Annotated in this window: 6 protein-coding genes; 3 read left to right on the top strand and 3 right to left on the bottom strand. The window is 56.1% G+C overall.

From position 1 onward, the window contains the following. Window positions 1-966, top strand: a 966-nt coding sequence (locus ACTJKX_RS37105) for a methyl-accepting chemotaxis protein (RefSeq protein WP_440726896.1), incomplete at its 5' end; no start/stop codon positions are given. A gap of 523 nt (window positions 967-1489) precedes the next feature. Beyond that, complete coding sequence (locus ACTJKX_RS37100; protein WP_440728388.1) at window positions 1490-2197, top strand: IS6 family transposase; 708 nt, start codon at window positions 1490-1492, stop codon at window positions 2195-2197. 470 nt (window positions 2198-2667) lie between these two features. Here the strand turns inward: ACTJKX_RS37100 and ACTJKX_RS37095 are convergent, their stop codons facing one another. Next, entirely contained in the window at window positions 2668-3600 is a 933-nt protein-coding gene (locus ACTJKX_RS37095; RefSeq protein ID WP_440728387.1) for a hypothetical protein, read from the bottom strand. Between the two features lie 413 nt (window positions 3601-4013). Continuing rightward, window positions 4014-6392, bottom strand: coding sequence for a phosphocholine-specific phospholipase C (locus tag ACTJKX_RS37090; protein WP_440728386.1), 2379 nt, complete (start codon window positions 6390-6392; stop codon window positions 4014-4016). A 1436-nt stretch (window positions 6393-7828) separates the two neighbouring features. Here ACTJKX_RS37090 and ACTJKX_RS37085 point away from each other — a divergent pair. Continuing rightward, window positions 7829-9298: a Hint domain-containing protein gene (locus tag ACTJKX_RS37085; protein ID WP_440728385.1), complete on the top strand. Its 1470-nt coding sequence runs from the start codon at window positions 7829-7831 to the stop codon at window positions 9296-9298. Between the two features lie 421 nt (window positions 9299-9719). Here the strand turns inward: ACTJKX_RS37085 and ACTJKX_RS37080 are convergent. After that, on the bottom strand, window positions 9720-10119 hold a 400-nt coding region (locus ACTJKX_RS37080), incomplete at its 5' end, for a transposase (protein WP_440725774.1).

The raw sequence follows: 10119 nt of genomic DNA, 5'->3' as shown, positions 1-10119 counted from the left end.
TTGATGGACACCATGCGCAAGGGTGACTTCACCCAGCGCATGCAGATCGTTCGACAGGACGAGTTGGGCGATCTCGGCGAAGGCTATAACCGCATGGCCGACGAAGTGATGGAACTCGTCGGCCAGGTCCAGCGCTCGGGCATCCGCGTCAGCACCTCGATGACCGAGATTGCGGCGACGTCCAAACAGCAGCAGGCCACGGCTTCGGAAGTCGCCGCGACCACCACGGAGATCGGGGCGACCTCGCGTGAGATCGCTGCAACCTCCAGGGAACTGGTCCGGACGATGTCCGACGTCGTGACGGTCTCGGAGCACACCGCCAATCTGGCATCCGGGGGCAAGGTCGAGCTGGCCCATATGGAAGACACGATGAACCAGGTGATGGGCGCCGCCAGCTCCATCACCGCCAAGCTCGCCGTGCTGAACGAAAAGGCCAGCGACATCAACCAGGTGGTCACGGCGATTACCAAAGTGGCCGACCAGACCAATCTGTTGTCGCTCAACGCCGCGATCGAAGCGGAAAAGGCCGGTGAATACGGGCGCGGCTTTGCCGTGGTGTCCTCGGAAATTCGGCGCTTGGCCGACCAGACCGCCGTCGCCACCTACGACATCGAGCAGATGGTCAAAGAGATCCAGTCCGCCGTATCGGCCAGCGTCATGGGCATGGACAAGTTCTCGGAGGAAGTGCGGCGCGGCCTCCAGGATGTCCATGAGATCGGTGCCAAGCTTTCCGAAATCATCACGCAAGTGCAGGCGCTGACACCGCGCTATGAATCCGTCAGCGAAGGCATGCAGGCGCAGGCGACGGGTGCCGAGCAGATCAGCGAGGCGCTCATCCAGCTGACCGAAGCGACGCAGCAGACAGTGGAATCCCTGCGCCAGTCCAGTTCGGCCATCGATGAACTCAACCATGTCGCCAGCAATCTGAGCGGGAGCATCGCACGCTTCAAGCTCGAGATGGCCTGAACGGCTGGAAGCGGTTGTCACTCGTCATTGCCGCTACCGTCATCCGGGAGCCCACCAAGGAATGGAGCCGGATGGCGTGGCTCGAAGGCGTTGTCGACTGCTAATACATTTCATACATTCGGTCACTGCTCCCCTCGGCTGGTGAGACGATCCGCCGTGGTATGTCGAGGACCTGAGGACAGCAGCGATGGACTATTACGTTGGATTAGACATCAGCCCCATGAGCACGCAAATCTACATTATCGATGGGGATTGCCAAGTGAAGTGGCGCGGGATCTCGGACACGGAGCCACGGATAATCGCGGGGCAGCTGAGGATGAACCGCGCCGGGTTTGCCGGAGGCTCGACAACGAACAAGTTTGCGTCAGAACTCCGCGAGCGTGCGGTTCGGATGGTTTTCGACCACGGCGGGATCACCCGTCGCGCCGAGCAACGGTGGTGTCGAACGCGAGAACCGCGAGCTGCGGCAGGGACACTGTCAGAGTAAATTGCCGAAGACGGCTTGGCAGGTTAGGGAGCGGGGATGACGAGCTCCAGACCCAATCCCTTTCGCTATTTCAATTCGTCGCCAGAGGTAATCCGCCTGGCGGTGATGATGTACGTTCGCTACCCTTTGTCATTGCGGAATGTGGAAGACCTGCTGCATGAGCGTGGCATCGACATCTGCCATGAGACAGTGAGATTTTGGTGGAATCGCTTTGGCCCATTGTTTGCGAGCGATATCCGCAAGAGGCGGCTGAAGGCTGGAAACTTCAGCCGCTGGCGTTGGCATCTCGATGAGGTTTTCGTGAAGATCAACGGCGAGCTCTACTATCTTTGGCGGGCCGTCGATCCGGAGGGCGAGGTGCTGGAATGCTTCGTCAGCAAGTCACGGGACAAGGCCGGCGCCTTGAAATTCCTCAAGAAAGCTATGAAGCGCTATGGTCGTCCCGAGGTCATCGTCACCGACGGGTTGCGCTCCTATAGTGCGGCCATGAAGGAAATCGGCAACCTCGGACGTCGGGAAGCCGGCCGCTGGAAGAACAATCGGGCCGAGAATTCTCACCAGCCGTTTCGACGACGAGAGGCGGCGATGCTCAAATTCCGTAGAACGAAAACGCTTCAGGAATTCGTCGCCGTTCACGGCCAGATCCACAATCACTTTAACTCGGAGCGCCACCTCGTCAGCCGAGAAATCTACAAACGGAGACGCTCGGCCGCCCTGGCTGAGTGGTGGACCGTCGCGGCCTAAGCCCAGGCGCGGTTGGCCTGGGTGCGTCTAGCGGAGACAACTCGGGGTTAAACTGACAGCGCCACCTGCGGTGATCCGAAGGTCGGAGGGGAGGAGCTCGATGCGCTGCCAGCGCCGTCGTCATTACAGGCGCTTAGCAGCATCGCTACGGCTACAATCGGAAATCTCAACCACTGTGCCATTACACTTACCTTGTTATATGCCGAACCATCAGAACGTCTGCAGAAACAGATGGGTTGATGAAGTGGGCAATCGTTTGTAAGTTTTGGCATTTGCCTGATAAATCAAAGCTTACGTTATATCGGAGTATGAATAAGTTATAATCTTTCGAAGGAATTGTACTTCCATAAAATAATATATTTTTATTTGCGGATCTAACCAGTTTCATATAAATATTTTTATAAATACCGCAGGCTTGATCACTCTTACCGCGCGACAATCAGGACGAGAGGCTTTTTGCGGGTGCCCAGCTATGGCCTCTGTCCTGACAAAACGGGGTGCAGTCCATTGATCGACAGAAAGGCGGCGGGTTGTACCGAGATCTGCCCCATGAACGGGCGGTCATGGGCGAGAATGACGAAATAGGCTGATGTCACCACCACCACGAAGATATGGGTGGCAAGGATTTGCATGCCGGGGACATGGTTGTTGCAGATGGCTATGGCCGCGACGGTCGCAGTCGAAATGATCCAGACTGCGATCCACTGAGCCCAGCTCATTCCGGTGTTAGAGGCTGAAAGCCGCAGCAGCCGGGCATGGCGCACAGCCAGCAATTGATTGACCAGCGGCTGATAGGCCGCCGGCCGGGCACTGGTTCCAGCCTGGCGCGAGACGAGCCCGATCGCATTGATGAGGATGTCGCCGGAGCGATCGAAGACCGGACTTTCGATGTGCTCGCCATTGGCCATGGCCGGCCAATCGCCCGAGATGACCTGCGCCACATAGGCCGTGAGGTTATCGCGGACATTAGTCTGGAGATCGGCCGGAAGGCTCGAGGACAGGACCAGAACATTCTCGACCGCATCGGCCTCCTGCTGGACGGCGCTGCGGGCAGCAAGGGAATCGGCCCACAGGCCTGCGGCCGAAAAGGCCACCATCAGGCCGAAGATCGTGGCGCAAACACCGACGATCGACTCGCGGATGGGCAATGCCTCATCCGCTACATAGCCGCCTTTCGCAATGGCGACGCGAACAAGCCCGATGACAATCCAGGTGATCACGAAGCAGATCACCAGAACAGCCGCGAACATGACAGGCAATGAAAGCTGATGCAGCAAAACGAACACGTAGCGCCCCCTTTGAAGAGCGAACTCTTGTTTAAATCGACGACCGGATCGTTCCGTGGGAGCTGATTGACATACGCGCCGCGCCAGCGTCTCTAGATCCTGCCCCCCCTGGCTCAAGCTCCTCCTCGTTCGCCGGCGTCAGAACGCCCTGCCCAGAGAAGCGCGTGAGCACGAAGGGCAGGCTGTTGGCATTGAGTTAATCCGGTCATCCGTCTTTCCAGGCTGGATCAATCCGCCGGATGCTCTGTATGATCATCCTTGAGAGGGTGGCCCCAAACGCTTTGCACGCGCGGCCTGTAGCTGCCGTCGCCGCTGTTGCTGCAATTTGGGGACAGAGGGCAGGTTCCCAGCCTCTGCGCCCGCGATAGCCTGGTTGGTGTTTGTCAGCGCCGTGGAAGTGTCATCGACGAATGTCGGCGGAGGAAAGAGGGGTGGGGCGGAAGACTGATTTTCGCGGTTGCAGCCACCCAAAAGGGCTGCGGCAGCCGCCGTCAGGGCGGTCATGGTGTAGGCTCGACGCGTTACGTTCATCACGTTGTCTTTCCCAGTTCCTCGTATTTGTAGGTCGTCGCGTTATAGATCTTGCCAATGGCAGGGTCGGTTTTACTGATCTTTCCGTTTTCGAAATGGCCGGCATAGCGGCGCAGAAAATCCGTCGGGCCTGGCTTATCGATGGAAGCATCGACGAGAGCGAGGTCATACCAGCCGTCATGGGTGGCGATGCTGACGATCTGCGTGCCTATCGGGACCGGCTTGCCCGTCTCGAGCACGTCCGCATAGGCGTCGATGAGCTTCAGCTTACCGTTGGCTGTAGGCCATTGCGCCAGGGTGATCTGCGCGGTCTTGGCATCGTCGAGAGCATTGATCGCCAAGACCTCGGGGAAGAGCTTCTGCACAGGCTCGTTGCGGTTGCCACGAAACTCCGCAAGATAACCGTTGGGTGCGTGGACCACATGGTGATAGGCGCCGCTCACAAGACCCCAGCTGTCCGACAACTCGACCGGATTCTCCGGCTCAGTGCCCTCGACCGTGTAGAACCGGGGCTTGTCATCGCTCGAATAGGAGTAGACGGTGTAGGGGACGCCCAACGGACCGGCATTATGGAAGGTGAGTTGCAGCTGCTCGGCGCCTCCTCCAGCCGGAGTTACGAACGCGCTGTAGACCTGAAAATCATAGCCCAGCGGCAGGAGCTCAACTTGGGTGGCATCCTGCTTGGAGGCAACGGCGATCGCATTGTTATCCGGCGGATAGGTTAGCATGCCGCGGTGCCCCGCGTGGGCCTTGTCGGCGCTGTATTTATAAGATCCAGCAGTGGGTATGAGAACGAGTCTTTCTCCCTTCCCAAGGATTTCTTGTGCCTTTGCCGGGGGCGAGACCCGCTCGTTCATGTCACGAGCGGGATCCCGGTTGAAATCGAGGGCGCTGGTCAGGTCTCCGGCGACGGCCAGGCGCCACAGGGAAATCTGCTCGTAAGGCCGCTGATGGACGGGAACGCCTCTTTCAGCCAGCCAGGCCTCGATGAAATTGATGGTGGAGGTGTGATCGAACACTTCCGAACAGACCCGCCCTCCGGTGCTCCACGGGGAGATGACGAGCATCGGCACGCGAGCCCCCATGCCGGTGGGCGCATTGAGCACGCCGATCGAATTTTCAATGTCCACGTCGTGATCGAAGGCTGCCAAGGACGCCTCAGGCGCGGTAGCGATGCGGATACCGGAAGACACGAGCCCCTGCTCGCGATTCAACGGTGGCGCGGGTGGCGGGACATGGTCGAAAAAGCCGCCGTTTTCGTCGAATGTGGTGATCAGCACGGTCTTGCGCCACACGTCCGGATTGGCCGCGAGGCAACGGAGAATTTCATTGAGATAAAATTCGCCAAAGTGCGGCGGAAAGACGGGATGCTCACTATAAGCTAGCGGCGGCACGATCCACGACACAGCAGGTAGCTTTGCGTCGAGGATGTCCTGCTCGAACTGCGATGGAACATCCGCATCTTCACGCAAGATAGGGTTTACCGATTGGATCTTGTTGTAAATACTCGTGGTTTCGTCCTGATATTGCTTGAAAAATTTAGGTGTGTTGCAGTCATAATTTCCGCCAAATGGTTCTGTAATAGTGTTACCCAGCCCTTCTTGATAAAATTTCCAGTCTACGCCGAGCGCTTCGAGACGTTCAGGGTAGGTCAGCCAATTCGGGGCGGGGCGCTGGCCCTTATTCTCGCTGAAATACGCATTGCTATCACGACCCATCGAGGTTCCCGTGAAAAAAAAACTCCGATTGGGATCTGTAGGCCCATTATGGGAACAGAAATTCGCATCGCAGACAGTAAAGGATTTAGCGAGTTTGAAATAAAGAGGTAAGTCTTCTTCTTTATAATGTATGAAAGTGTCGGTTGTTTTATGCGTCACCCAATTATCCATTTTACCGTCATTCCAAGCACTTACGCTACTCGGATGGTCATGCGGAGGGTCGGGAACGAGTGCTGTTTCTGGAGCAGTTGGACTAAAGTATAACTGCAAAAGAGCGGCCCCCCAGAGGTAATCTTTATAATCAAAAGGTTTCGCGGTATTATAATCAAAAGGCTTCGCGGTTTGAGCGGAGCCCTCCTCGAGAGGCTGCTCCCAGACCTGTGTGCCATTTTTCAAGAGCAGGGGCCGGGGATCCCCGAAGCCACGCACACCGCGCAAGGTGCCGAAATAATGATCGAACGAGCGGTTTTCCTGCATGAACAGGATCACATGTTCAATGTCTTTCAAGGAACCCTTGGGATTGGAACCGGAAGCCTCCACTAGGGTCTTGGGAACATCAGATTGCGCCACGGCCTCCTGCATATAGGCCGAACAGGCAGTAAAGGCAGCCGTGCTGGTGCCTGCCGACCCCAGGAGTTTGATGAATTTGCGTCGGTCCACGAAAGCGTCTCTCGTTTAATTTATTAATCAAATAAAGTAATATCTGATATATATGAAATTTCAATGACTAATAAATTTAAATTATATTTAGGTATACATAAAATGTATAGAATATATACCTTGTACCTGTCTAGAAATTTCCACAAATATTTAGTGAATTTTGTTTACCGCGGCCTGAGCGACCGTAACCGCTCCGGAGTTGGTGCAAATGGCTTGGACGATCCAGATGGCTGGCGATCAAGCCTTGAACCTGCCGCTACAGGCAGGCTCCAGCCAAAATGCCAGGGTCGCATGCAGTAAGAATCCCAGCCTAAACCATAGCGCTGTCACTGACGACGGCATGGGTCGGGGATGGGGGACAAAGGCGAAAGCAGATCCATGGCGGTATGCCCCTCCGCTTCGGGTCGATCGCTGCAGGACTCCTCCGTGTTGAAAAATTCCCGCTACCATCCTACCGACGCAGGGTTAAACAGTCCAGGCGCCTGAATCTTTAATATCTCGGAATTTCGACAAATTATTCTTTGCATAGTGTTTATAATTTTTAAATGCAATTAATAAAAAGATATATGAAATTATGGGAATTGAACAAATTTAATAAAACTAATTATCTTATGGTAGTCCTTTTATTTATGTAAAACGATTTGATTTGAACAAGCAAAGGTCATTGACTTTGGCAAGTGAGGATCTCCCGAATAGATGGAAGCTCAGAATCTCTCATTTTCTCTAACTCGCGTGGACGAGATGATCATTTTTCGGCGCCGTCGCGATCGTGGAAGGCGCTGAAGATGACAGCCTCGTCGGTAACGCTCAAGAAAGTGAAGCAGGTAACCGGGTGCCGCAGCTGGTGGATTTCCTAGAATGACTTGGCAGGAAATTCGCATGCCAAAGGTAATTGCATTTAAATTCGAAAGATAAATTCCATGATAACGATGAGTTACGGGCCGGTACCGCCAAGTAACGTTACATATGACGTCACTTCACATAAGCCTCTTCCATCTCTTACAATAGAAATCCGCGGAGTTACTGATTCTAGTATCAAGAATTCATGGCCAGCATTTCGTCCGATAAATCTACTCTATCCCGCGCAAAGACCGGGAATAGCTGTGATCATACCTGGCGGTGTGGATTCTTTTTCTGTACCAAGTTTTGGCGGAAATACTTATATTATTGTTCCCGGCGCGACGGCAGCTATAACGGGCGCCGCGCATAGTGATCCCAACAGTTACTATATCGGGGGCAGTGCGACTGTTCAAACTGGTGCGGCGGCACCAATCGCGGGCGATACGTATAATGTCACCGGCGGTAAGCTCACCATTCAATCCTTAGTCGGCAATGTTGCCCTAACCAACTCGACCATCAATCTGTCGGATGGCGGTGTTCTTACCAATACAGGTACAGGCCTCCCCAATGTCTTGAAGGGAGCGACGGTCAATTTCATGGGAGGCGGTGGAACTTTCGTTGCGAATGGCGGTGGGTCGTACATCAATCTGTCCGGGACAACGATCAACCATTTCGAGGGCGGCAACGACGGCAAGAACGTCTTGCGGTTCGAAGGCATGCCGGACACACCGGAAAAGTACACGATTACCTCCCAAAATGGCTATCAGACGATCGACGTCACGGGTGCAAACGGTAAGCCGCTCGCAACCGCGTATGTTCAGGGCAATGATTTGCAGGTCGGCGAGTTCACCGTCGGCGGCAAGGGCCCTATCACGGTGAACTCGACCAATGGCGGCCTCAATATCATCAACCAGTCCCTCGTATGCTTCCTGGCCGGCACCGAGATCCGCACGCCCACCGGTGCGGTGCTAATCGAGGAGCTGCAGGTCGGCGACGAGGTGCTGGTGCGCGTGGGGGAGAGCGATGTCGTGCGCACCGTCACCTGGGTCGGCAATGGCGGCGCCATGGCCGATCCCCGCAAACGGGCCGATCGCAGCTTCTATCCCGTGCGCATCCTCAAGGATGCCGTCGCCGAGGGCGTGCCCTACAAGGACCTCCTCGTCACCTCCGAACACTCCTTCGTCTTCGGGGGGCAGCTCGTACCGGTGCGCACTTTGGTCAATGGCCGCTCCATCTTCTATGACCGCGCCATCCCGACCTACACCTTCTATCATTTCGAGCTGGCGGACCATGGCCTCATCTATGCCAATGGCATGCTCGCCGAGACCTATCTCGATACCGGCAACCGTCATGGCTTCACCGATCAGAATGGCGTGCTGCCTTTCCCCGGGCAAACCAGGGACTGGAACCGGGACGCGGCGGCACCACTCACGACCGAGCGGGCCTTCGTCGAGCCGATTTTCCGCGAGCTCGAGGCCAGGGCGATCCTGCGGGGGGATCCGGCGCAGGACCAGCCGGTTCAACTGACGAACGAGGCCGATCTGCATCTGGTCACCGACAAGGGCCGGGTCATCCGCCAGGCGCGCCAGGCCGATGGCTTCTCGATGTTCATGATCCCCTCGAACGTGCAGTCGGTGCGCATCGTCTCGCGCACCAGCCGCCCGGCCGATACGATCGGGCCCTATGTCGACGACCGCCGTTTCCTCGGTGTGCTCGTTGGCCAGGTCACCTTCCAGGACGGTCCCACCCAGCGTATCATCGATGCCCACTTCAACGAGGTCGGCTTGAATGGCTGGTCGGTGCCGGAAGGGCCGGTGGGCCGCTGGACCAAGGGAGACGCCTTGCTACCCCTGGGAAAGCGCGCCCCCAACGCCATCGCCATGCTGAGCCTGCAGATCCTGGCCGCGGGTCCATATGTGGTCGAGGCTGACGCCGCCGCCAATGCCGTAGCGAACGGCTCACACCTGCGCGGAGGCTCATTTCTCAACGCTCATAGCCCTCAGAGCCGTTGCCGTCTCCCCGGAACGTCAGAAAGTGGATCTTCGACGATGGAGGGGCAGCCCTGATAGGAGCGGAGTCGAAGCCGCTGTCCGGTGCAGCACCGCCACAGAATCCGCTGAGCTGTTGCCGCAACGAGCTGAAATCCACTTCCATCTGCTGACTTGCCGCGGATATCGATCGATCAGAAGAACGGCTTCATCGAGCAGACTTTGAATCCGATAAGATCGCGCTTTAGTAGCATTGTGGGCGCTGGATGAACAAACTCGAAATTCACGTTCCTAGTCGAAGGGACTTGAATGGCTATTGCAGTTTATGATTGCCGTAAGATCGGATATTTCCCTTATTAAACAGATACTTCGATCGAATGTTGGAATCGGTAGTTGTGGGCCCCCGCAACCAATTCTGTCATAAATCAATTACCGTCCTGATCTGAACATCAGGGCGGTTTTTGCGTTCTGAATACTTTCCTAGAGCATCGTGCCGATATTATGAAGCATATCCTGCATCCTTGAAGTAGTTTTGACATTCGCGTGGCTCGAAGAGTTTGCAGATGTCGTGGAGGGCTTTGAACAGGGTATCGAAGGTTCGAGCTGCGGCTTTTCGCAAATGCGCCTTGAGCTTGGAGAAGGCCATTTCGATGGGGTTCAGGTCTGGCGAGTACTGCGGCAGGAACAGCATCCAGGCCCCGCGCGCCCGGATAAGGGCTTCGGCCTTTGCACTTTTGTGGACACTGAGATTGTCGAGGATAACGATGTCGCCAGGCCGCAAGGTCGGCGCCAGCTGGGTTTCGACATAGACATTGAAGGCGGCACGATCCATCGCGCCCTTGATCACCCAAGGAGCGCTCAGCCCTTGGTGACGCAGGCCCGCGATCAGGGTCTGGGTC

This window comes from Labrys sp. 22185, from assembly GCF_052045555.1.
Classification (GTDB): domain Bacteria; phylum Pseudomonadota; class Alphaproteobacteria; order Rhizobiales; family Labraceae; genus Labrys; species Labrys neptuniae.
The sequence above is the reverse complement of the archived record's forward strand: the minus strand, read 5'-3'. Positions and strand labels throughout refer to the sequence as shown.

Excerpts from the sequence above, each read along its gene's own strand:
- ACTJKX_RS37100 (WP_440728388.1), top strand. The coding sequence starts at position 1,490 with ATGACGAGCTCCAGACCCAATCCCTTTCGCTATTTCAATTCGTCGCCA.
- ACTJKX_RS37085 (WP_440728385.1), top strand. The coding sequence starts at position 7,829 with ATGGGAGGCGGTGGAACTTTCGTTGCGAATGGCGGTGGGTCGTACATC.